The organism is Bradyrhizobium sp. UFLA05-108 (genome assembly GCF_059803455.1).
This window is the reverse complement of record NZ_JBANAZ010000056.1, coordinates 24,315-47,440: the sequence shown is the minus strand read 5'-3', so window position 1 is coordinate 47,440 and position 23,126 is coordinate 24,315. Positions and strand designations below refer to the sequence as shown.

Annotated in this window: 19 protein-coding genes and 2 pseudogenes; 10 read left to right on the top strand and 11 right to left on the bottom strand. The window is 59.1% G+C overall.

Features of this window, described 5'->3' with window-relative positions; genetic code table 11:
• Positions 1 to 288: 288 nt before the first annotated feature.
• Together SO140_RS32645 and SO140_RS32640 are read right to left on the bottom strand one after the other, a co-directional pair.
• Positions 289 to 582 (bottom strand): hypothetical protein, encoded by a 294-nt coding sequence (locus SO140_RS32645; RefSeq protein WP_498543596.1) that lies wholly within the window; start codon positions 580 to 582, stop codon positions 289 to 291.
• A 51-nt stretch (positions 583 to 633) separates the two neighbouring features.
• Complete coding sequence (locus SO140_RS32640; protein WP_498543595.1) at positions 634 to 1,629, bottom strand: O-antigen ligase family protein; 996 nt, start codon at positions 1,627 to 1,629, stop codon at positions 634 to 636.
• 1,617 nt (positions 1,630 to 3,246) lie between these two features.
• On the opposite strand from SO140_RS32640, the gene rfbB reads away from it, so the two are divergent.
• From rfbB to SO140_RS32605, 7 genes are all read left to right on the top strand, one after another.
• On the top strand, positions 3,247 to 4,290 hold the full coding sequence (gene rfbB / locus SO140_RS32635) for a dTDP-glucose 4,6-dehydratase (RefSeq protein WP_498543594.1): 1,044 nt from the start codon (positions 3,247 to 3,249) through the stop codon (positions 4,288 to 4,290).
• Positions 4,291 to 4,295: 5 nt separating this feature from the next.
• On the top strand, positions 4,296 to 5,189 hold the full coding sequence (gene rfbD / locus SO140_RS32630) for a dTDP-4-dehydrorhamnose reductase (RefSeq protein ID WP_498543593.1): 894 nt from the start codon (positions 4,296 to 4,298) through the stop codon (positions 5,187 to 5,189).
• Positions 5,186 to 6,058, top strand: a complete 873-nt coding sequence (rfbA, locus tag SO140_RS32625; protein ID WP_449382410.1) for a glucose-1-phosphate thymidylyltransferase RfbA — start codon at positions 5,186 to 5,188, stop codon at positions 6,056 to 6,058. Before rfbD ends, rfbA begins: the two co-directional genes overlap by 4 nt.
• Positions 6,059 to 6,098: 40 nt before the next feature.
• On the top strand, positions 6,099 to 8,060 hold the full coding sequence (locus SO140_RS32620; RefSeq protein WP_498543592.1) for a glycosyltransferase family 2 protein: 1,962 nt from the start codon (positions 6,099 to 6,101) through the stop codon (positions 8,058 to 8,060).
• Positions 8,061 to 8,270: 210 nt separating this feature from the next.
• The gene (locus SO140_RS32615) at positions 8,271 to 8,990 is read left to right on the top strand and encodes an ABC transporter permease (protein ID WP_498543591.1); all 720 of its coding nucleotides are present in this window, start codon (positions 8,271 to 8,273) and stop codon (positions 8,988 to 8,990) included.
• Positions 8,991 to 8,992: 2 nt separating this feature from the next.
• Positions 8,993 to 9,775, top strand: a complete 783-nt coding sequence (locus SO140_RS32610; protein WP_449382407.1) for an ABC transporter ATP-binding protein — start codon at positions 8,993 to 8,995, stop codon at positions 9,773 to 9,775.
• Positions 9,776 to 10,023: 248 nt separating this feature from the next.
• Positions 10,024 to 11,031 carry a glycosyltransferase family 2 protein gene (locus tag SO140_RS32605; protein WP_449382406.1) on the top strand — a complete coding sequence of 336 codons (1,008 nt, stop codon included), beginning with the start codon at positions 10,024 to 10,026 and terminating at the stop codon, positions 11,029 to 11,031.
• A gap of 67 nt (positions 11,032 to 11,098) precedes the next feature.
• Here SO140_RS32605 and SO140_RS32600 read toward each other — a convergent pair whose 3' ends face one another.
• Positions 11,099 to 12,310, bottom strand: a complete 1,212-nt coding sequence (locus tag SO140_RS32600; RefSeq protein WP_498543590.1) for an MFS transporter — start codon at positions 12,308 to 12,310, stop codon at positions 11,099 to 11,101.
• 1,189 nt (positions 12,311 to 13,499) lie between these two features.
• Here SO140_RS32600 and SO140_RS32595 point away from each other — a divergent pair.
• The gene (locus tag SO140_RS32595; RefSeq protein WP_498543589.1) at positions 13,500 to 14,069 is read left to right on the top strand and encodes a hypothetical protein; all 570 of its coding nucleotides are present in this window, start codon (positions 13,500 to 13,502) and stop codon (positions 14,067 to 14,069) included.
• A gap of 55 nt (positions 14,070 to 14,124) precedes the next feature.
• Here SO140_RS32595 and SO140_RS32590 read toward each other — a convergent pair.
• The 6 genes and pseudogenes from SO140_RS32590 to SO140_RS32565 all read right to left on the bottom strand — a co-directional run.
• Positions 14,125 to 14,250 (bottom strand): annotated as a pseudogene (locus SO140_RS32590) (IS481 family transposase); the annotation flags it as partial.
• Between the two features lie 113 nt (positions 14,251 to 14,363).
• Positions 14,364 to 14,613, bottom strand: a pseudogene (locus tag SO140_RS32585) (cell envelope biogenesis protein TolA); the annotation flags it as partial.
• Positions 14,614 to 14,638: 25 nt separating this feature from the next.
• On the bottom strand, positions 14,639 to 14,893 hold the full coding sequence (locus SO140_RS32580) for a hypothetical protein (protein ID WP_498543588.1): 255 nt from the start codon (positions 14,891 to 14,893) through the stop codon (positions 14,639 to 14,641).
• 82 nt (positions 14,894 to 14,975) lie between these two features.
• On the bottom strand, positions 14,976 to 15,146 hold the full coding sequence (locus SO140_RS32575; RefSeq protein ID WP_498543587.1) for a hypothetical protein: 171 nt from the start codon (positions 15,144 to 15,146) through the stop codon (positions 14,976 to 14,978).
• Between the two features lie 282 nt (positions 15,147 to 15,428).
• A complete protein-coding gene (locus SO140_RS32570; RefSeq protein ID WP_498543586.1) occupies positions 15,429 to 15,746 on the bottom strand; it encodes a hypothetical protein in 318 nt (105 codons plus the stop codon).
• Between the two features lie 21 nt (positions 15,747 to 15,767).
• Positions 15,768 to 16,880 (bottom strand): DUF1236 domain-containing protein, encoded by a 1,113-nt coding sequence (locus SO140_RS32565; protein WP_449382425.1) that lies wholly within the window; start codon positions 16,878 to 16,880, stop codon positions 15,768 to 15,770.
• 217 nt (positions 16,881 to 17,097) lie between these two features.
• On the opposite strand from SO140_RS32565, the gene SO140_RS32560 reads away from it, so the two are divergent.
• Positions 17,098 to 17,325, top strand: a complete 228-nt coding sequence (locus SO140_RS32560) for a hypothetical protein (protein ID WP_449382402.1) — start codon at positions 17,098 to 17,100, stop codon at positions 17,323 to 17,325.
• Positions 17,326 to 17,970: 645 nt separating this feature from the next.
• The gene (locus SO140_RS32555; RefSeq protein ID WP_498543585.1) at positions 17,971 to 19,368 is read left to right on the top strand and encodes a TAXI family TRAP transporter solute-binding subunit; all 1,398 of its coding nucleotides are present in this window, start codon (positions 17,971 to 17,973) and stop codon (positions 19,366 to 19,368) included.
• Positions 19,369 to 19,462: 94 nt separating this feature from the next.
• Here the strand turns inward: SO140_RS32555 and mdoH are convergent, their stop codons facing one another.
• Positions 19,463 to 21,589: a glucans biosynthesis glucosyltransferase MdoH gene (gene mdoH / locus SO140_RS32550; RefSeq protein ID WP_498543584.1), complete on the bottom strand. Its 2,127-nt coding sequence runs from the start codon at positions 21,587 to 21,589 to the stop codon at positions 19,463 to 19,465.
• Positions 21,577 to 23,088, bottom strand: a complete 1,512-nt coding sequence (locus tag SO140_RS32545) for a glucan biosynthesis protein G (protein WP_498543583.1) — start codon at positions 23,086 to 23,088, stop codon at positions 21,577 to 21,579. The genes mdoH and SO140_RS32545 overlap by 13 nt, the downstream gene beginning before the upstream one ends.
• Positions 23,089 to 23,126 lie beyond the last annotated feature (38 nt).

Here is a 23,126-nt window from a genome sequence, read left to right as displayed (position 1 = left end):
TCAACCCGGCTTTCGGTCGTTTAGCGATTCCAATCCCATCGACTCGATGTTCAAGACGGCGTTGGAAGCGGTCGGCCTTTGAGAGGCGACGAGGCGCCAGCATGGCCAATCGACGGGGTCGCATTCAGCGGGCTTGATTGCGACCTGGCGTACGAAGCGCGCGACATCCTGCAGATGTAAACTTGAGCTGCAGGGCTGAGCGCATTTGGCAGCGCGGTTCGCAAAATCGCTTTTGCACAGGACGTGTTGCATAGTCGGCGTTCACGAATGCCAACCGAGCGCAGAAATTCATTCGATGACTGCGGCCTCAACCCGCGCCACACCAGATCCGACGAAGCCGAGTTCGTGCGGCCGGCGCGCGCGCCAGGCGCAATACGCGGCCGCACACCAAGGGGCCACGGTCGTTGATGGTGACGACAACCGATCCGCGCGCTGTGCGCCTTCAATTATCGCTAGGGCGAGGATGCGCGGTTTCGCCGCGCGCCAGGCCACCATTGCGCAGGCCATCGCGCCGAAGCCATGTTGAAGAGCCTTCCACCAAAGCATTTTTAAAATGAACGGGTCCGCGCCGGAACGTCCCAAAATCGTAGAGATCTTTGGGCGTGGCGCGGATGCGGATAGCTTTTGCCCTACTTAGCGCGAAGCAGGCGCGATGGCGGACTCCAGCCGGGCCCGCTTACGCCCCTCGATCCGCAACAGTTCTCCGCCAGCAATCCCAACCGCCAATACGTAAAGCCAGCCTTCGTACGCGTCCATCAGGTGCGAATTGAAAACCGAGCTCGCAATATTCTGCACTGCCGCAAGCATTCCGATCCAGGCAACAAGGGCCCTGCTGCAGAACAGCTGCACCTGCGATATCCACATCGCCCAGACAACGACGATACCGATGCTGCCCCATTGAACCGCGGCAGCAAGCGTCTGATTGTGAGGATTGCTTACAACGAGGGCCGATATTCCAGTTCGCCCGATCGATTCTTGCCCGAAAAGATGTCGGATCGAACCAGTCCCATGGCCCAGGACCGGAGCTCTTTCGATGAACTGAATTGACTTGCGCCAAAATTCGAGCCTTTCAGCTGCCGAAGGTTCTTTCTCTCCAATTTGGGCATTTGGCTGGAACGCATCCAATTCTGTGAAAATCGCAGAGACTTTTCGTTGCAGATTGGGAGATGCCTGCCACAACGCTCCGCATAAGATGCAGACACCGATGACGGCGACCAACGCAGTTCGTTGGCTTGAGTAACGTATGGCCAGGAGAACCAGCATGATCGGCAAATAGAAAAACGCTGTTCGAGCGACGTTGATAAAGGCAAGGTTAGCAAAGAACAGGACGCTGACCAGACCCAGCGCCACACCCCAATAGCGCTTCTGCTGAGACGCCGCCTCAAATGCAAGGCCTGCCAAAGCCACGGCAACAAGCGAAAACCCCTGGCTTTGGTCAATGTAATTTCTCACGGGAACGCCGAAGCCACCGGTTCTTTGAACAATCGCCAATTCCGGCATCGTCGATGCAACGAACGAGTAGATCAGCAGAATCACGTTCGAGACTACGAAGGTCGCGAACACCCATTTAGCGCGCGCACTGGATTGGAAGTGGAACAACAGGAGCGGGAGCAGCAGTAGCTTGGTCATTTTCCCCAAAGCACTGAGCCGTTCTGGCCAGGGTACTTCGTTGGCCCAGATGACCCCTATCGCCGCTAGCAATACGAGAGCCAGCGGCAGGGCGCCAGCGGGACGACTGATCGTAGCGAGCATCCGCTCGGAGCGGATCGTTGTCAAAATGCCAAAGAAGAGGACTAGTCCAAGTATACTGGTTAGGCTGGTCGACCAAGGTAGTCCGGCCACAAGCGCAAGCACGACGATGTCAACATTCCGGAGCCTCAAACTGTGTGCGCGGCCTACTTCTGGGCCGCTCCACGTTGTGCAGGCGAGCGACGCTTCCGTCACAAATCGCCGAGAATAAAGTAGAACATCGGACATTATCTGCATATTGAGTACCGTGTCCCAAGCGGGCGGCTGCGCTCGCGCTGAGGCCTATGAAGCGGATCGATCGGCCATGTCGTGATCGGGCCGACTGTGTTTCTTTGGAAGGAAGCGCTAAGAGGCGATTACAATTTCCATCACCGCCAAATTCCAGCTAACCGCTCTACAATCTCCCAACCTGGAAACTCAGAGTGGCAACTCTTCCCGGGGTCGACGAGGCGAGGATGATGATCCAGTATGGTTTCGCGATGGAAAATCCACGAGGAGCTGACGGACTTCGTTGTTCTTGCCAGCCCTGCTGTCGAGCCCGAGCGTGATGTCAGTCAAACGATCGACGGTCAAACGATAAAGCCCATTTCAGAGCAGGTGTTGTCATTCTCGGGTCGCAGACGTCGACGCATCCAGCTGCGCGCTCCTGCCAATCGCTCAACGGGATTATCGTCGATCGGCGCAGCGAGGCCACACGCCAGACTAGGAATCCCGGCGAGGCACATAGCAGTGGAATAAACTCCCCGCGCGTCCCATTTGGGATGCGTCAGGAAGATCCTTCGCTAGGCCAGCGGCGCATTGCCATTTCCCACACGCCTTCTAGCGCGGAGCGCGTTGCTCCCCCGGCCGCTTGCACCGCCACTCCCTGATTGACCGTCCAGACACGGGGATCACGTCGGTGCGCGCGCCCGCAAGCAGCACAGGGCCGGGCCGGAGTGTTGCTTTTGGCCGCGCGCTGGTGATTCACCCCCCAAACTGGGCGCTCGAATTATACGTTATGGACTCACCGATTTTGAATGGGCTGCCATAAAGCCGATATTCGGCGTCGCTCGCGCAACAATCGGGCACTTCAATGAGCAGGCACCTTCTCGGATGACGCCGTTCAAGATCGTGACGCGTTTGAGCCGCACCTAAGAGCGTAGACCTTGGACAACGCCAACTCGCACACTTCATCTCGGCCAGAGAACTTTTTCCGATAGGCCGAGCGGCCGGCCTTCGGCGAAAGGTGAGCGCGATAAATGAGGGGCTCCCTATCTCAAATGGGACTGGCACTCCTTTAAAGCTTCCCGCATGTGTACGGAAATCGACACCCACGGCCGGCATATGCAAGGTAACCGACGAACTATTCACTTTGGTGCGATCGCGCCATCGCTCGAGATCTCGCATTCGAGGTTGATTGCAGGATTCCGTGCAGTGATCTCCTTTGTCAAAGGACAACGGCAGCCAAGACGGGCTGGCCCAACCCCGCCTTTCAGCTACCGAAGCTTGAGCAATTGAATGCGCATTCTGGTATCGGGCGGTGCCGGCTTTATAGGGTCGGCGGTTTGCCGTCATTTCGTTTTAGAGCTCGGCTACGAAGTGGTCGTGGTGGACAGGCTAACCTATGCGGGGAACTTGGCGTCGTTGGCACCCATTGCCAACAATCCGCGCTATCATTTTGAGCAGCGGGACATCTGCGATGCCGAGGCCGTCGACGCCCTGTTCTCGAAATATCACCCCGATGGCGTGATTCACTTGGCCGCTGAGAGCCACGTTGATCGATCGATTTCAGGATCTGATGTCTTTGTGCAAACCAATGTGGTCGGAACCTTCGCCTTGCTCGAAGCTGCCCGGCGGTACTTCTCATCTCAAAACGTGGCAGACTTTCGTTTTGTCCACGTATCGACTGATGAAGTCTATGGCTCGCTCGGAGCGAGCGGACTATTCACGGAAGCTACGCCGTACGATCCAAGCTCTCCTTACTCCGCAACCAAGGCCGCATCAGATCATCTCGCGAAGGCCTGGCATCGCACGTATGGCTTGCCGGTGATCGTTTCCAATTGTTCGAACAATTACGGCCCTTATCATTTCCCGGAAAAGCTCATCCCATTGATGATCCTTAATGCCCTGAATCGCCAGCCGCTTCCGGTATACGGGACCGGCTCGAATGTTCGCGATTGGCTCCATGTGGAAGACCATGCGCGCGCGCTGGGCCTCATTTTGAAGGGCGGACGACCAGGCGAGACCTACAATATCGGCGGCAGAAATGAGCGCCAGAACATCGATGTGGTGCGCCAAGTTTGCTCGTGGATGGACATACTGCGGCCAACTGACCAGTCGCATCACGAGCTCATCCAATTTGTGCCGGACCGGCCGGGTCATGACCGCCGCTATGCTATCGACGCCTCAAAGCTCGAACATGAGTTGGGTTGGCAGGCGCAAGAAACATTTGAAGCCGGACTCGCGAAAACAGTCCGTTGGTACCTGCTAAACGAACATTGGTGGCAGCCCTTACGAGAGAAGATATATGCCGGCGAACGTCTCGGTCTCGTAAGAGGGTGAGCATCGTGCGCCTCTACGTGATCGGGACGAAGGGACAAGTATCAAGGTCCCTCAGAGAGTTGGCTGCGTCCGCGAGTGACGCGGTCTTTGGTTTTGCGGCGCGGCCCGAGTTCGATCTCACGCGGCCCAAGTCCTTGGCCAGTGCAATTATGTCGTTCAGGCCGGATATCGTGATCAATCCGGCTGCCTACACAGCTGTTGATCGGGCGGAAACGGAATCCGATCTAGCCTATGCCATAAACCGCGACGCGGCCGGCGAGGTCGCGAAGGCGGCAAACGCGGTTGGTGCGACCATCATTCATCTCTCCACTGATTACGTTTTCGACGGGAAAAAGCCGGGCGCTTACGGAGAGACGGACCAACCTAATCCGCAAGGCGTTTACGGACGCTCCAAACTGGAGGGCGAACTTGCTGTCGCCGCGGCCAATCCCCGCCACGTGATCTTGAGGACGTCTTGGGTTTATGCGCCGTTTGGACACAATTTCGTTCGCACTATGCTGAAGGTCGGCGCGGAACGAGAGTGCGTTCGCGTGGTGGGCGATCAACGGGGCTGCCCGACCTATGCACCCGACATCGCCGCCTCGATCGTCTCAATGGCCAGACGGTTGAGACAATGGCAGCAGCAATATAGCGGGATTACCCACCTCGCCGGGTTAGACGCTATGACGTGGCATGAATTTGCCGGTCTGATTTTTCGCGAAAGCGCGAAACGAGCGGGTCCATCGGCCGCAGTCGAAACCATTTCGTCCGCGCAATATCCGACTGCAGCCGTACGGCCTGCCAATTCACAGCTGTCGACTGAAAGATTGCGCTCACTTTTCGAGATCAGCTTGCCACCGACACCATCATCCATCTCGGCCTGCTTGGACCGCATTTCGCATGAGGGGAAAGAACTATGAAGGGAATCATCCTTGCCGGGGGCAACGGTACACGCCTTTATCCAATGACGGCAGTGACATCCAAGCAGCTTCTGCCGGTCTACGACAAGCCGATGATCTACTACCCCCTTACAACCCTGATGCTCGCAGGTATTCGAGACATTTTGATCATCGCAACACCCCACGACCTTCCGTTGTTTCAGTCCCTTCTTGGAGATGGAAATCAATGGGGGCTGTCACTGTCGTATATGACGCAGCCAAAGCCTGAGGGGCTGGCGCAAGCCTTTATTATTGGTGCGACGTTCGTGGAAGGGCACAATTCAGCGCTTATCCTCGGCGATAACATTTTCTTCGGGCACGGCCTTCCCGCGCTGCTTGCCAACGCACGCTCACGCACAAACGGCGCCACGGTGTTCGCCTATCAGGTTTCGGATCCTGAGCGTTACGGGGTCATCACTTTTAATGAGAGCGGTAAGGCCAATTCTCTTGAGGAGAAGCCAAGACAACCAAAGTCCAACTTTGCCGTGACGGGACTTTATTTCTACGACCCGCAGGTTGTCCATCTGGCAGCAGATATACGGCCTTCGGCTAGGGGCGAGCTGGAGATCACCGATCTGAATAGGGCGTACCTCGATCGGGAACAGCTTGCCGTCGAGCGCATGAGTCGCGGCTTCACGTGGCTTGACGCCGGAACGCCCGACAGCCTGCTCACGGCCGCAGAATTTGTTTCCGTGCTTGAGCGACGTCAGGGATTCAGAATTGCGTGCCCGGAGGAGATTGCCTTCGGACAGGGGTTCATTGATCGCGACCAGTTGATGCGGCTAGCCGGAACGTTGGGAAAAGGTGACTACGCGCGCTACATCGTCGGCGTCGCCGACGGCCACAGCTGACACTGGAACATTGGATCCAGCATAGAGAGCCAGCAAGACAGTGTTCGACAAACTCGCTTCAGATGACCAGCTTGACTATTTGAGGTCGCGCGCGCGTCGGCTGCCCAACTGGATGCGCTCGCCGCTCAAACGTCTATTCAAGGTTACGAACCAACTCCAAAATCGGCGATACCAGAGCTGGGTGCAACAATACGACACGCTGACGCCGTCCGATATTGACGCGATCCGTCGTCATCTAGACGTGTTGCGATACAAGCCCCTACTGTCCGTCGTTATGCCGGTTTATAACCCGCCGACATGGGCTCTCCGTGCAGCAATTGAAAGCGTTCGCGAGCAACTGTACCCCAATTGGGAGCTGTGCATTGCCAACGATGCATCGCCAGACCGCCAGGTACAAGCCTTGCTGGAAGCGTCGACGCGAGATCCCCGAATCAAACTGGTCCGGCGAACTGTTAACGGCAACATTTCGGCTGCCTCCAATTCTGCGTTATCGCTCGTTCAAGGTGAGTTCGTCGCCTTGATGGATCAAGACGACCTGCTGCCTTCGCACGCCCTTTATGAAGTTGTCGTGGCGCTCAATGACCGCTCCGATCTTGATATCATCTACAGCGATGAAGATCAGATCGATCGGCGAGGTCGCCGTCAGACTCCATATTTCAAGACGGACTGGAACAAAGAACTGTTCTTAGGCCATAACCTCATTAGTCATCTGGGAGTCTATCGGCGCTCTCTCGTGGAGAAAGTCGGCGGATTTCGATTGGGCTTTGAGGGTAGTCAAGACTACGATCTCGCGCTGCGCTGTATTGAATCGACCTCACCCGATCGCATTCACCATATTCCAACGGTCCTTTATCACTGGCGTCGCGAATTTGGCGCGCGCTCGTTCTCCGAAGCAATACCTGCGCGGTGTGCGCAAGCCGCTCGACTGGCCATCGACGAGCACCTGCAGAGAGGTCATGAGAATGCCGTCGCGGAACAACATCCGGTTTTGCCTGATTGGGTGCGGGTTCGCCGACAGCCTCCAACACAGGCGCCGACCGTCACACTCATTGTGCCGACGCTCGACGGATCAGGCCTGCGTGCCGCTTACGCAAGAAGCTTCCTCGAGCAAACCGACTACCCCGATCTTGAGCTTTTCGTGGTCGACCACGAAAGCCGATCTACGGAAGCCCAGTCGCTGCTTCAAAGGCGCAGTGAAGTTCCCCGCATGCGTATCCTCACGTACAACGGGCCGGTCAATTATTCCGCGATGATCAATATGGCGGCCCGTCTGGCGAACGGAGCAGTACTCGGTTTGTTGAGTGATGATATTGAGGTCATCAATCCAGGCTGGCTTTCCGAAATGGTCTCATGGGCGGTTCGAGACGACGTGGGTGCGGTTGGGGCCAAGCTGATCTATTCGGATGGCCGCGTTCGACATGGTGGGTTGGCACTGGGCTTTCCCGGTATTGCCAAGCCGTTCAATTATCGATTGCGCCGGGAGGCGGCCGGGTATTTCGGTCGGAACGCGCTGGTCTCCGAAGTCTCCGCCGTAACTGGAGCCTGTCTCCTTGTACGAAGATCGGTGTACGAACAGGTTGGCGAGCTGGATGAAATCAACCTGCCCAATGCCTTTCATGATGTTGACCTTTGTCTAAAACTCAGACGCCGCGGGTACCGGAACATCTGGACCCCGCATGCGGAGCTCTATCATCATCAATCCAGGCGGGATAACTCCGACTCGCGCGAAGAACATTCGAAAGATTTGCGAAGCGAGACCGCCTACATGCTCAAAACATGGAGGCGGGAGCTGTCGCGTGATCCCTTCCACAACGACAATCTCGCCAATGACGCGACAACCTCCTTTGAGCTCGCGTTTCCTCCGCGACGCCGAAAGCCATGGAAAGAACAATATGTGGCACGCGTTGATTGTTCGGTGATTGAGGAGCGCCCCTTTGGCGAAGACGCCTCCAGTTCGAGCGCGCATAACGTCCAGATTCACCACCGCGAGCCGACGGCATGATTGATGCGAACAATCTCAGACCAAACGTCTTTGCAATCTTGAGACAACGTCCGTACGCCGCAAAAGTAACTGAGCAAGCCGATGCACCCATTGTCTGTTGATCGAAGTCATTTCGACGTCCGCCTCCCGGCAACGACGACCGCGCGAGGCTTCAAGAGCGCCCGCTTGGACCTCCTAGATGGCCTAACCCATTGGAGGCTTTGGGGGTCGTTGGGCTGGAACGAGATCGTTCAGCGGTATCGGCGCTCCGTGCTGGGCCCGTTTTGGTTGACCGCCAGCATGGCGGTCATGGTCATCGCTTTGGGCGTGGTATATGCGGAGCTCTTTCAGCAGGAAGTCGACCGATTTATTCCGTTTTTCTGTTCCGGCATGTTGGTCTGGACGTTGCTGTCGAGCTATTTGACGGAGAGCGGAACGCTGTTCACCGGCTCTGAGTGCTACATTAAGCAGATTAGCTTGCCTTTCTCGGTCTATGTTTTTCGTTTCAACTGGACCAAGTTGATCATTTTTGCACACAATCTCATTGTCTATTTCGGCGTCATCATCTATTTCAGAATTTGGCCCGGATCAGTTGCCCTTTTGGCCATCGTTGGCCTCTTAGCCATCGTCGTGAATGGGATCTTTGCAAGCCTGACAATTGGAATGGTCTCGGCGAGATTTCGCGACATTCCGCAAGTCATCAATTCAGCCGTGCAAATTCTGTTCTTTCTTACACCGATCTTTTGGCGGCCAGACTCGCTGAAGGGGCACTCCTTTATCACCCGGTACAATCCGTTTTTTCATCTTCTGCAGGTGGCGCGCGCGCCGCTCCTGGGAGAGATGCCATCAACAGAGAACTACTGCGCAGTAGGATTGATCACAGCTCTCAACATCGGCATCTCAGTCTATCTGCTTTCGCGCTTCCGCGGCCGAATCGCGTATTGGATTTAAGGATGGTTACATCAGCCTTTGACCAGACGCCTCTGCTTGCGCTTGATGATGTAAGCGTTTCCTTTCCTATCTACCAAACAGGTTCACGCTCTCTCAAAAAGCATCTGTTGTTTCGTGGCACTGGCGGCCAGCTTGCAACAGATGCCAGTCATAGGATTGTCGTTGAGGCGCTCAGAAACGTCTCTTTCCAGTTGACTGCCGGTGATCGCATAGCCCTCATCGGCAGTAATGGGGCCGGCAAGACGACCCTGCTTCGCGTCATGGCCGGAGTCTACCAACCGACAATCGGGAATGTAACGTCCTGTGGCCGAATTTCACCTCTGTTTGATATCGCACTGGGAATCGATGCTGACTTGAGCGGATATGACAATATCCGGCTGCGTGGCATGCTGCTTGGTCTAAGCTCAAGCGAGATAGAATCGCACATGGCGGACATCGGCGATTTTACCGGCCTCGGTGACTATCTGAGCATCCCGGTACGCACCTATTCGTCGGGTATGATGACGCGATTGACGTTCGCCGTGGCAACCTGTTTCTCGCCAGAAATCCTATTGATGGATGAATGGATCATGGCTGGCGATGCAGCTTTTCTTGCCAAAGCGCAGCGTCGTGTAGCTTCCTTCGTCGAGCGAGCGAGCATCCTGGTGCTCGCTTCTCATAGCTTCGAAATTTGTCGGCAGTGGTGCACGAAAGCCATCTGGATGGAGCGCGGTGAAATCCAGATGTTTGGTGAAATTGAAGCTGTCCTACAAGCCTACTCTGAGATCTGTGCTGGTGGTCCTTGATGCTTGCTAGCCTCCGCTCTGGGCTGAGCTTGGGGCCGTGCTGCCGCAGTCTCAAGATGATGCGACTGCGAGGACAGACGCCTTGCGTCGGAATGGCTTTCATTGAGGGCCGCGCCGATGCCACCTGGTCTAGATCGACAATTTTACTACCGCATAGCGCTGTCGCCAACCTGTTCAACAACCTGATGGCGGCGCATTCAACTTTAGGTTATATCCCCTTCAGAGCAGGCCTACAACTAGGAGTTACCATGGGCGCGTCCGATGATCTCTCGATCGTGGCTATTATTCCCATGTACAATGGTGCCACGTTCATCAAAGAATCCCTCGCGAGCGTGCTGGCTCAAACGCTTCCGCCGAGCGAAGTTATCGTGGTGGACGACGGTTCAACCGATGACGGAGCGGCCATCGTCGCGAGCCTGGCGATGGTCCATCCGAGGATCAGGCTGCTTCGCAAGGCGAACGGCGGCCAATCGTCTGCTCGAAATTTTGGCGTCTCCTACTCCAGAAGCCGTCTGATTGCCCTCCTTGACCAGGATGATGTCTGGCATCCTCATCATCTCGAGATGCTGTCCAAACCGTTCCAAAAGAAGCGTGGAATTCCGCTCGGCTGGGTCTACAGCAACCTTGATGAAATCGATGAAAGCGGCGGGATGGTCACAAAGCGCTATTTGGACAAAGTGCCCGCCGAACACCCGAAACAAAGCATTATCGAGTGTTTGGCCAGGGACATGTTCATCTTGCCATCAGCCTCACTCATCTCGCGCCGAGCGTTCGAGGCAGTCGGTGGATTCGATGATAGGCTATCCGGTTACGAGGACGACGACCTTTTTCTGCGGCTCTTTCGCGCTGGATACGATCACGTCTATCTTGACGAACCTCTTTCGAAATGGCGCATTTATCCAGGCTCGACATCGTATAGCCCGCGCATGGCGAGGTCCCGTATGATCTATGCATACAAGCTTGCGACGACCTTCCCCGACAATCCTCGCCAGAATCGGTATTTCGTGCGTGATCTGATCGCGCCGCGGTTCTACGCAAACCTGCACGGCGAATACGTAACGGCCCTTCGCCGCGGTGACCGCGAGGCAATGGACCGCGTCCTGAGCGACATCGGATCAATCCTGCCGCACTTGAGGAAGCGACATGCCTTGATGTTTCGTTCGATGGGCAGTTTGCTGCGCGATCCAACCATCGGCTACGTCGGTGTCGGTATCAGGCATTGTCTGACAGGACTGATGCGGGCCCGTTTATCGTGAAGGAATCCGGCATGATCCACGAAGTCGCAAAGACAGTTTCTGAGCAGCTTCCAACGATACACGATTGTCAGTCCTCGCCAGGCGCTGCGATGTCAGATTGGCGGAGCAATGCCGCAGCAAGCAAGGCTGATAGAGCATAGCCGACGCCCGGCAATATCAGCGTAACCCCGTAACCTAATCTTGCCGCGAGAAACCCGCTCGCTGCGAAGCCCACCAGTGCAAACGCCGACATTACCGAAGTCAGGAACGTGACATCAGTTCCCGTCTTGCCCGGCCTGGCAATCCCGAGAAACCAGCTCGTGAATGTAACATGCTGGACTGCGAGCGCGGCGAACACCATCCCAACGCTCGCGACGGCGCTCACGCTTACGTCCAAATAGTGATCGATCACCGAAAGCCCTCCAAAACCGATGGCCAGGACGGCGCAGCCCCATATCAGGCCACGGTGCGGTGCCATTCGCGTCAGGATCGCGCTCGTCAGCGGCGCAATGATAGTATACGTCACCACGTTCGAGAGAGCTCCGATCCAGCCGATATCTGCCGCGGCAAAGCCGATATCAACGAGCCGCAACTGCACCGTTGCGAAGGCCACTGCGATTCCGATAACGCCGGGCCCGATCAAAGCAGCCGTCGACCACAGGCCGTTGTTGCGTAGCATCGCAAAGATGGATAGGTGCTGTGGCGAGCGCGACCGACCCTTGCAAAGAAGCGGTTCAGGAATCGCAAACACCCATCCAGCGAAGACGGCTACCAGTAGCGTCAAGCCCAGCAAAGCCGGGCGCCAGCCGAAAATCTCGATCAATTGCAGGCAGACCGCGCCACCGATTACGTGGCCGATGGCCCGGCCCCAACCCAGCAGCGCAGCCCCGAGCGGCCGCTCGCGGGAATCGAGGGCGTCCGCTATGTACCCCAACGTTGCGATCCGCTGTGTGGCGGCAATGGTCGCAAGCGCGAGAGAGACAAGAAAAACTGGCACGAAGTCGGTCTTCGGGTTCAGAAATGCCATCGTTGCCAGCACCGTGGTGCTGGCGACTTGAGTCACCAGGATCCATGAACGTCTCAGCCCGAGACGATTGACGCTCCATCGATCCACGACCGGGGCCCAAAGGAAGTTAACGGTGAAGGCAACGAATGCCGTGCTATATAAGCCGACGAGTTCCAGGCTGGCACCGTTGCCCCGGAGGATCACAGGAATGGCCGAATAGATGAACGCGATCGCCAGATACTGCTGACTGGCCAACGCAACCATTCCGATGTGTGGCATGAAGCGACTTTCCATCAACCTCTTCCTCCGAAAGAGCGATTTCGCATGTGCACTTAAAGCGTCGTTTGAATAGACAGCGGAACAGCGCAGCCGCCCCTGAAAGCGGGATATGCAGCTTTCGAGATCTCGAGAAAGCGCCGAGGCCGGAGACAGCTCGTCCGTCTCGATCGCTCGTTGGCCAACTTGTAACGCCTTCAACTTGCCCGCCGATGTGCCTATTGCCGAACGCAAACGCGCCCGGTCCCGAGTGGCTCGCGCGATTTCAATATTGCGAAATGAAAATGAGACGCAGGCAAACGCTGTCGCCTCAGCTGCGTTCAGGACCTCGCGTTGAGGATTGCGATCATTGAACGGACGTCCGTGCAGACCACAATTGGGCACAAGATCGGTATTCGTCGCGGGCTACGCCGTGCTCGATCGGGGCGAAGTACGGATGGCCGTTACTACCTCCAATCAGGTTGTGCGCAAAGGATGCACACTGCGCCTGACCATGATCTCTTCGAGCAAAGCTTGCTTTCAGGAAAACGGGACTGTCGACAATGCCGCCATGCCGGCAAACACGGATTACAGAATCACTTCCAGCGGTAACCATCGCCGAATTGCGCGCCAGTATATCTTCCGACCAGCTCCAAACAATGGGCGGCGGCTTCACTGCTGGCCGAGGGCCCGCAGAATTGGCTGCGCGACTTGCGAGGGACGCAATGGTTGTGGCTTCGCAAAACCGAACTCCAGATCGCATCAAACACTCCGCTGCACTCTCCCGCCTTTCAGCCGAGCGCTGTGAAACTGGCGTCGGTGACGGCGGTACGAATGAAGCAAGCGGCGTGCCGCCCAAAACCGTCGGGTTCTCCAGCGCCTCGTATTGAGTGTGCGCGTCGGATTTTGGACATTCGTCTCAAGCCCGACAATCACGCGGTGATGTTTCGACTGTATAAGCCGTACCAAACTATGCGCAATTCAAAGGTCGAACGCTAGGATTGACACGTGCGGATTCCTTGCGGATTGGGTTCTCATTCGCCACCGCATTCACCTTGCTCCGGACGATCGCGGGCGCTTCCTGAAACTGGTGGGGACGGCTTAACTCGATGCTGGCTGGCAGCTACGGCGCAACGCTGAGGGCGACTACAGCCCAAACCCAAAGGCCCAGCGCTTTCCGCCTATCGAAACGGTTGCAGCGGTCAAACCAAAGCAGACGATCACGAGCTTGTTTGAGCTATGGTGGAAGGAGACTAAGGCCGCCGGTCGCTCCCAGAGCACTCACGACACCTACAAAGGTGCCATAGACCGGCTCATCAAACATCTTGGTCATGATGTTGCCGGCCGAGTGTCTGAGCAGAACATGCTCGCGTTCAAAGATGCTCGGCTCAAGGTGGTCAGCGCCAAGACCCTGAAGGACGGCGATCTCCCCGGGATTAAGTCGGTGTTCGGCTGGGCGGTAGACAATCGAAAGCTGACCAAAAATCCGGTCGATGCAATCAAGGTCAAGTCGGAAAAGAAGATCCGGTCGAAAGGCTTCACGGATCAGGAGCCGAAGGAGTTATTCAACGCCTGCCTTGCTTACGAACGAAGGCCGAAAGAGGACGCCAAGACTGCCGCTGCCAAAAGTTGGGCTCCACTAATAGCCGCTTACACCGGTGCCGGATCAGTGAAGCTCTACAGCTTCGCAAGGAAGATGTTCGCAAGGAGTCCGGACGCCATACCTTCGATCTCAATCCGCTTTGCGGCAGCATCAAATCAGGGACCTACCGGCTGGTGCCGGTGCATCGACACCTGATTTAGCTAGGCTTCCTAGATTTTGTTGACGGTTGCGATGATGGTCCGTTATTCGCCTCGAGCGGTCGGATGGCCAGGCGCTCGCGGGCGAAAGCCTGGGGGACTTTCCAGAACCGTCCCTTGAAGGAGATGTAGGGTCTCGTCGATGAAACTCTGCGCACGGTCTCGCTGCTCTCGTACTCTTGAAGGCGGCCGGCACACCGCTCTCGCGGCGCCCAATCGCTGATCTTGGGCGCGGCTCTCTTGCCCGAGTTCGCCCGGCGCCTTTCGCGGCGAACTTCGTTCTCGCCGGATCCCAGGGCGGACGGGAGTCCGGAGCACTCGGCAAAGCGTCCGTTCGATCCAGCTGGACGCCTAAGCACCACGCCTGGCCTGGACATCGTCGCGGTGACGACGTCGGGGTCGTCCGTCTCCTTGGCGACACCTTGATGAAAGAGATTGCTTCCGGCGCCCCAAGCCTCGAGCGCCGCCTTCATAGAAGGCGCTGCGATCGCAAGATCGTAGAAGCCCAGCGAGGTCTGAAATGTCCTGAGCTTCCTAGCCACGAGGCACGTGCAGGTTCGCAGCTCCCTACCGCCGACGGGCGACCCAGACTCCGAGCAGGAACGCGACAAAGAGCGACTGCAACGGAGCCTCCACGGTCAGCTTGCGCAACTGGTCGGCCCAGCGCAGCGCGGCGTCCGGCGGAGGCGAGTGGGTGCGTCGACGGCTTCCTTCCACTTCGGTCTTGGCGTCCGGCCTTGCTCCGGAAGCCTGCTCGATGCCGCCATCCTCGTTCGTTAGCCCGGAGGCTTCCGTCATTGCCGAGGCTTCCCTCATGTCCATGCGAGTCCTCCTATTCGTCTTTTGCGGAGCAACCGGGCGCCGGACTGACTGGTTCCTACGCTGTCGCTCCGGAGGGCCTGAGCTAAGCCGACTTCCGCTGCAACCTGGCCGCCGACTTCTTCGCCGCCTCTTTCGGGTTCTTGCCCTCGATCGGCATCAGCATTTCCTTCTGGGCGGCCGCGGCCTTGCGCGGCTTCTTGGCGGGCTTGCCCGCCTTCGCCGGCGCGCGCTCCCGACCGACGCTCTGCCGCATCGCCTGCTGGCGTTCTGCACAGGCGCTGCGGAGCTGGACGATCTCGTGCTACGTGCTCAGTGGCCGCAGCAGCCGAATCGCGGCCGCCAAGAAGCTTCAGCGCGGTCTCGATCTTGGCGAGACGCGCCTGGATCTCGGCGCTCTCGTTCGAGCCGGGATGGACTTGGAGCCGCGCCAGCAACTGCACTTTCTGGGCCAGGAGTTTCGCAACAGCAGACATCTCATCACCGCCAGAGGAAATCAATATCGAAAGGGCCGCTCTTCGAGCGGCCCTTTCCTAGTTCACCAGCTTCGGGTGCCGAAGCTGAAACCGATGCTCGGGCCACCGCCGTAGTAGCCGTAACCGCGATCGTAGTAACCGGGCCCTCCATAGTAGCCGTAGCTGCGGCGGACCACGTAACTATCATCGTCGTCATAATAGCGCTGAACGTAGCGAGGGCCGCGGGTACGGTAGCAGCGACCGTATTCGTTGCAGACCAGGCGAACCTGATCGATGGCGGAGGCTTCGGTCGAACCGATGGCCGCGGAATTGAGCGGAGCGGCAACCGCCGCGGATCCTAGCAGCGCCGCGGCGACTGCGCCAAGTGCAATTGTTTTCATGGTCGTTTCTCCTGATGCAGATCATTCGATTTCTTCGATGATGCGACGGTCGCCGGGTTCGACGATGTAGGTACGGCTGTCGCGGTTGATGTACCGATACTCGCGAAGGGTCGGAGCTTCGCGATAGACTTCTTCCGGGAAGGCCTCGATCTCCACTCCCTCCGGCACGCGCTCGCCGGTCCGGATCTCGGTCCGGACCGAGCTGCCGGTGGTCACCCGCTTCTCCCGCTCGACCGGGTGTGCCTTGGCGTGCTTGCGGACGACTTCTCGATCGCGCTCAGTGAACGTCGCCTTGCGCTGCTCCGTGCGCGCCGGCGCGGCTGCGGTCGAGCGGCCGGAGTACGGCACGACCGTCACGATCTTGTAGGTCGAAGGCTCGACGATCACGATCTCGTCCTTCACCAGTACGAAGTCGTAGCCGCGGTACTGCGGCAAGATTTCGACGACCTCGGCCGGCAGCGGCTGCAGGCGGACGTCGCGCGGCACGACGGTGCCCACCGAGAGCGAGAAGTTCACGTTGGTGAGCGGCTGCACGTTCAGGTGCGAAATCGACGCGCTGATGCGGGTCCGCTGCTGGTCGTTGATGTTCACCGATGCGTTCACGTTGGTGTTGGACGAACGATCAGCCGTGTTCTGCTGATTGTTGGGCTGCTGGGCCGTGTTGGTCGAACCGCTGCCCGTAGGCGATTGCGCCTGGTTGTTGCCGGAGGCGGATGGGTTGGCGCTTTGATTGTTTGTGTTCGAAGGCGGATTGGTCTGCGCCTGGTTGGAAGGCGTCGTTGTCTGGTTGGACGGCTGATTGGTCTGGGCCTGGTTGGTCGAGTTGTTTGAGGACGGTGCCTGCGTCGTGTTGGTGCCGGACCCGGAATTGGACGACTGGCCAGCAGCGGTCTGACCGCTCGACGCCGGAGACTGCGTCTGGGCCGAATTCGTCGAAGGATTGGCCGTCTGAGAAGAGGAGGACGAAGGCGAGGGCGCCGAGGTCGTGCTCGACGAAGACGGCGAGGTCGAGCTCGAATCCTGCTGCCGCTGGGTCGTCGAGGGGCTTGTAGTATTGTTAGGCGAAGATTGCGCAAAGGCCGAGGTCGCGATCGCCAGCGCGGCGGTGGTGGCCAACAGCAAACGCTTGTTCATGTGAAAACTCCCGATTATCAGATGCCGAACAACTTTCAGCGATGGCTTCGGTTCCAAACCGGGAAAAAGCGGCAACCTCACTTCGTCTTTTCCGACCTCCCTTTTTTGCTCTCCCGGAAAATATCCGCGTAAGCCTGCCAATTCCGATGTCGGGAAGAAGTGGAACTTCGAAGAAGGATGGAGGTTTCCCAACGCTAGTTCAGCAAGGGAGACGACCATGAAGAAACTGATCCTGTGCGGCGCGCTCGCCGCTTTCGCGTTGGGCACCCAAGCCGCGAGCGCCGCCGAGTTCTACATCGTGCGCGATGCGACCACCAAGAAGTGCACAGTCGTGGACAGCAAGCCGACGACCACCACCACGACCGTCGTCGGCAACGGCATCTACAAGACCCGCACCGAAGCGGACGCCGCCGTCAAGACCACGAAGGTCTGCACCGAGCAGTAATCAGCGCGCGGTCGCTTGACGGCCATGAAGGAGGACATCATGCCCGGATTGCTTTTGTGGGCCGTGCCCGCCGTCATCGTCGTCGGTGGCGCCGGCTATTGGCTGGCTCACATGCACTAAGCAAACTGGCTTCCAACCGCCGGGGATGCGGTGCGGGCTCTTCATTTGCGTGTGCCCTGAAAGCGGCCCCCGTGAGACGCCAAAAGCCGACCGCCGCGAAATGCAAGCTCCCAAGCAAAGACCCCAGCTCCGGGCAAGCGGGGGAGGAGCTGGGGTCTCGCGCCTGATTGGCGTCCTGTCGGAGTACGCAAAGGGAAAACCCCGATGTGATCTCGACGGCATGAAAGACCGGCATGAACGGGGAGCGCTGGAAGAGACGCTCGCCTTGGCACTGCGGATACTGCGTCGATAAATCAGGAATGATCCCTACGTTCGAGGCTCGAAATAGATCATCCTCCAAGATCTGCTTGATGGTGCCGCGCAAAGGCGGATGATCCAGAAGCTCGCTCGCAGTTCAAATCCAAGCCGTTCGCGAGCTCGTTCTTGCGTTCGGCGGAACCTTCCCGCCCGACGCATGTTCGCCACAAGTTTCCGGTGACGCCTTTGAAGTCCCCAAACAGCCTTTCGTTCACCTAGGGTTCGCTGATGCCACCGTCCGATCCAGCTAGAAGTTCTCACGATCGCCGCCAACGAAGACTGTTGATCGTGTTGGCTCTGGGGTTCGTCGTCTTCGGCGCCGCAGCGGCTGCCCTGTTCTACCTCCTGCAGCCCGAGACCCTCCGGATCGCCGTCGGCCCCTCGGGTAGCGAAGACCACCAGGTGGTCCAGACGATGGCCGAGGCTTTCGAGGAGGAAAGCAGGACCGTCAGGCTCTCGCCCGTCACGACCGGCGGAGCGGCCGAATCCCTGGCTTTGCTAGGCGCCGGCAAAGCCGACCTGGCGGTCGGCCGCGGCGACCTGGGAATGCCGGCCGACGCGCAGACACTGGCCGTCCTGCGGAAGAACTACGTTGTCCTATGGTCGCCCTCTGGGCGCAAGGACTCCAGGAAAAAGGCAGCGAGTAAGATCGGAGAGATCGCCGATCTGGCCGGTCATAAGGTCGGCATCATCGGAAGGACGGGCGCCAACGTCGCACTCCTGCGGACAATTCTAGAGGGCTCAGGCGTGCAGCCCGACAAGGTTGCCACGGCTCAATTCGGGACCGATGAGATCGAGAAGCTCGCTAAAGACGTCACCCTCGACGCGTACCTCGCCGTCGGTCCGCTCGACAGCAAGATCACGACCGACGCCATCGCCATGACGTCCCGATCGCGCGGAGCGCCGAGGTTTCTCCCGATCGAAGCGTCCGAGGCCATCGCCCTGAGGCACCCTCGGTACGAAGCCGAAGAGATCCCCGGCAGCGTCTTCAACGCGAACCCGGCCTGGCCTGAGGACAAGGTCGACACCATCAGCGTCAACCATCTCATCCTTGCCAGAAAAGAATTGTCCGAAGCCAAAGCTGCGGCCTTCTACCGGCAGCTTTTCGCGGTACGCGATACCATAAGCCAACGTGTCGCTGGCGCCGCGCACATCGCAAAACCAGAAACCGAGAAGGAGGCGGAGCCCTCCGTGCACCGTGGCGCGGCGGCGGTCATCAACGGGACCGAGCGGACGTTTCTGGACAAGTACAGCGACTATTTCTGGTTCGCGTTGCTTCTTCTTTCCGGCATCGGTTCGGCCGCCGCCTGGCTGCGTCGCTATCTGAATAGGGACGAACGGGACGACAACACCAGCCAGCGCAACCGCATTCTTGCCGTGGTCTCTGAGGTTCGCGGTGCCGGGTCCGAACAGGACCTGATGAGGTCGCAGCGCGAAGTCGACGCGATCATCGCCGAAGCGATCAAGTGCTACGACGATGGAGCGCTCGAACAAGAGGACTTGGCCGCATTCGGTCTCGTGCTTGAACTGTTCGATCATGCCGTCGCCCAAAGGGGGGCGGCGCTGCAGAGCGGTCCGGCCGACGAATCTCGCACGCCGGGTCCAACTCTTGCCTCCAGACGATAGCGCCCCCCGCACTACAATCCCAGCGATACAACGCAAAAGTACCGGACTACTTCCTGGTTCAAACCCAGGCCGGGTCTCCCACCGCCGTTCCTGTTCATCCCTTCTGCAGCACCGCCGACAACGCTGGACCATCGTTCAGGATCGAAAAAACCTCCCGCGACGACAGATAGGCAGCCGCCTGCTCGAAGCTATCGCTCGCGTCGACCTTGGCGCGTCCGACCGCCAGGTTGACGTCGACCGTGTCAGGCCGGGCGGCGCGAGGAGGTGACTGCTGCGCGAGGTGGAAGGCCAGGAGCCCGGCGTCTTCGCGCAGCTCCACCAAGGCCGGTCTTATGCCTACATCGATCGACCCGCTCAATTCGTTCGCTCGACGCAAGACGAGAGGCGATTCTTTTTCCTCCGGCGTGGCAAACAATTTGCCGGAGACGGGGGCGGCAGTCAGCGCCCCTATGGGAACGGCGAACAGGAGCCCCACGATGACCGGCGACATCCAGAGCAGAAGCGGCAGCGAAACGGCGTAGGCGCTTGCAGCCATCACGACGCCGCACGCGGTCGGAACGCCGTATTTCCGATAGAGCTCGCGGCGCTCCACCGTGCCGTCGTCGCGCCTCTGCGTCTGCCAGCCCGCATCGCGGCCGGCCAGAATCTCGACGACCGCGATCGACTGAAAGATCATCATCACGGGCGCCATTAACGCGGATACGACGATCTCCGCGAAAACTCCGGCCAAGGCACGCAACGCGCCGCCGAATTGCCTTCGCAACGATCGCCGCATCCAGACGAGGACCAAGCTAAGTAGCTTCGGCAACAGCAACAGACCCATGGTGGCGACGAACACCCAGATGGCGAGCACGGGATCCTGGGCCGGCCACGTCGGAAACAATGAGAAGCCCTTCGGGAAATATTCCGGCCGTACGAACCGGGCCTGCAGAGAGATCAACATTCCCAGCAGCAGGAATAGCAGCCACAGCGGCGCCGTCAGATAGGCCCCGATGCCTACCATGAAATGCAGGCGCGACACCCAATGCAGACCTCGCGCTGGGACCACGGCCAGATGCTGAAGATTGCCCTGACACCAACGCCGGTCGCGCGCGGCGAAATCGAGCAGCGAAGGCGGCACCTCTTCGTAGCTTCCGCCGAGCGTCGGCACCATGTAGATGCCCCACCCGGCCCGCCGCATCAGCGCGGCCTCGACGAAATCATGGCTGAGGATGTGCCCGCCGAACGGCTTCCGTCCTCGGAGCTGCGGCAGCGCGGCCGCTTCGGCGAATGCCTTTACTCGGATGATCGCGTTGTGGCCCCAATAGTTGCCTTCGGAGCCGTGCCACCAGGCGACGCCCGCGGCGATCAGCGGACCGTACAGGCGGCCCGCGAATTGCTGGACGCGGCTGAACAGGCTCCGCGCGTTGACGATCATGGGGAGCGTCTGGACCAGCCCCGCGGTAGGGTTGGTCTCGATGGCGTGAACCAGTCGCACGATCGTCTGCCCGCTCATGAGGCTGTCCGCGTCGAGCACGATCATGAAGTCGTAGCCCGCGCCGAAACGGTTGATCCACTCGGAGATGTTGCCGGCCTTGCGCGCTGTGTTGTCGGCGCGGTGACGATAGTACAGCCGCGGCGTTCCGACGGCCTGTCGCAATGCAAGCAACGCCTTCTCCTCCGCGATCCAGATGTCGGGATCTGTGCTGTCGCTCAGAACGAACCAGTCGAACAGATTTCCTCGCGAGGTCCCCTCCAAGGACTCGAGGATCGCACGCAGCCGGGCCGTCAATCGGTGCGGGTCCTCGTTGTATGTGGGAAGCAGCATGGCTGTGCGGCTTGCGATGACAGGCAATTCCGCACCAGGCGCGAAGGCGTCCCCGTCCGAACGTTGGGCCAGCAGCACGAAGAATCCCGCGACGGCGGACGCGAACGAAAAGGCGACCCAAGCGAGCAGGACAAGGAAGAGCGCCAGCACCATGGCTTCGAGGACGGTGACGCCGCCGACCTCCAGCACGCGATACATCTCATATCCCCCCGCCCCCGTGAGCGCCGCCGTGCAAAAGAGGATAAGACCGCGTCGCCAAACCATCGTGGTGGCGACCGGCGCAGGGACGCGGTCCGGCACCCGGTCTTTTCCGAGATCGGCAGGCGCCATGGGAAGGGGAGACTCGCGCGGCAGCAGGCGTTGGGTCGCGATAGCGCCGGCAACCGGCCGCGGGGCCGTGCTCAGGGTGCCCATCGGTAGACCCAGACTTCCGACAAGGGCTTGTCGCCTTCGGCAAGGAACGCGCGCAGCTCGATCGGCTCGCCCTTGACCTGACACTGGAAGCTCAGCCGCCAGCCGCCGGTGTGGGGGTTGGGCTGCGTGACGATGTTCTTCACTTCCGACTTGTCAGCCGTCACCACACCTTTTACGCCCGCAGGGTCGATGCCTTTCAAGTTGTCGCCGACCAGATCGAGAACAAAGAGGCGGGCGTCTTCGCCCCTCGCGCCGATGCCGGTGCGCGTGAAGCGGGCGAGCGAGTGCGGTTTGGGATTGTCCGGTCCCCAATGCAGCCGATAGGTGTAGTTGTGTTCACCCTTGGCTTGCAGCGGGTTCTTAGGCCGCCAGAATGCGGCAATGTTGTCGTGGACCTCCTCCTTGGTCGGGATCTCGAACAGCATGACCCCGCCCTCGCCCCAGTCCCCGATCGGCTCCATCCAGAGACTGGGACGTTTTTCGAAGCTGGATTCGATGTCCTGATAAGCAAAGAAGTTTCTCTCCCGCTGCATCAACCCAAACCCGCGGGGATTGAGATCCTGAAAAGTGCTGATCTGGAGGTCTCGGGGATTGCTGAGCGGCCGCCAGAGGCTTTCGCCCTTCCCGTTGAAGATCGCAAGGCCGTCGGAATCGTGAACGGACGGGCGGAAATCGTCGATGTCGTTGCGGTCGTTCGGACCGTAGAAGAACATGCTGGTCATCGGCGCGAGCCCGACCCGCTGCACTTCGACACGCGGATAGACCGACATCTCGACGTCGAAGACCGTCGTGTCCCCCGGCCGAACGGTGAATCGGTAGCTCGCCGCGCAGCTTTTGCTGTCGAGCAAAGCATGGATAACCAGCGCAGTCGCACCAGGCGCAGGCCGCTCCAGCCAGAAGGTCTTGAAGAGCGGAAATTCCTCGCCCTTGGCTTCGCCCGTATCGATCGAAAGACCCCGAGCGGAAAGCCCATACGTCTGTCCCTTGGCGACGGCGCGGAAGTAGCTCGCGCCCAGAAAGACGCAGACCTCGTCGTAATAGTCGGCCCGGTTCATCGGCGCGTGGATTCGGAAACCGGCGAACCCCAGATCGGCGTCCTCGAACCCTGGAACTTTGTCGCCGAAGGAGAAGTCCGCCTTGCGATACTTGATCTCGGTGGCCTTTCCGTCCGCGACCTCGAAGATGTTCACCCGGGTCTTATAGAAGAATCCGCGATGGAAGAACTGCGCTTCGAAAGGGAGATTCTTGCCGCGCCAGAGCGCGCGCTCGGACAGGAAGCGGATCGAACGGTACTGATCGTAATCGAGGTCCCGCAAGCCGCTCGGCAGCTTCTCGTCGGGCGCCTCGTACGATTTGCTCGCCAGCATGCGGGCGAGGTCCCTCACGTTGGATGGCTCGAATGCGCCCTCCGACGGACCAATGGCGGCGAATCCGCTCCGCGAGGCGAGCAGCAACGCCGGCAGCACCGCCGACCCTCGAACAAGCTGGCGTCGGTTCACGGATCCTCCTACTCGCTACTGCTACCGCGGCCAAGCAA